The sequence below is a fragment of the Streptomyces sp. URMC 126 genome, from assembly GCF_051386555.1.
Taxonomy (GTDB): domain Bacteria; phylum Actinomycetota; class Actinomycetes; order Streptomycetales; family Streptomycetaceae; genus Streptomyces.
Genome location: NZ_JBPQTX010001391.1, coordinates 1 through 233, shown reverse-complemented (window position 1 = coordinate 233; position 233 = coordinate 1). Strand labels below are relative to the sequence as shown.

The window sequence follows — 233 nt, the reverse complement described above, 5'->3', positions numbered from 1 at the left end:
ACTCTGGCCATTACGGCGACCATCGTGTGCGTTCCTCTGGGTGGCATGCTCGCCGGAGTGTTCGCAAGCTTCGTTCTGCCCTCGTTCGGCTGGCGCGGCCTGTTCTGGCTTGGTGGTCTGCTGCCGCTCGCTCTCAGCGTCGTGCTGTTTTTCCGATTGCCGGAATCTCCCCGCTTTCTGGCGCATCATCATGCCCGCTGGCCCGAGTTGATCAGCCAGCTCGGCCGCATGTC

The 233-nt window shown here is 63.1% G+C and carries 1 protein-coding gene; it reads left to right on the top strand.

Annotation, left to right across the window (positions count from 1 at the left end; translation table 11 throughout):
- Positions 1-45: 45 nt before the first annotated feature.
- Positions 46-233, top strand: a 188-nt coding sequence (locus tag ACSNOK_RS36400; RefSeq protein ID WP_436784923.1) for an MFS transporter, incomplete at its 3' end; no start/stop codon positions are given.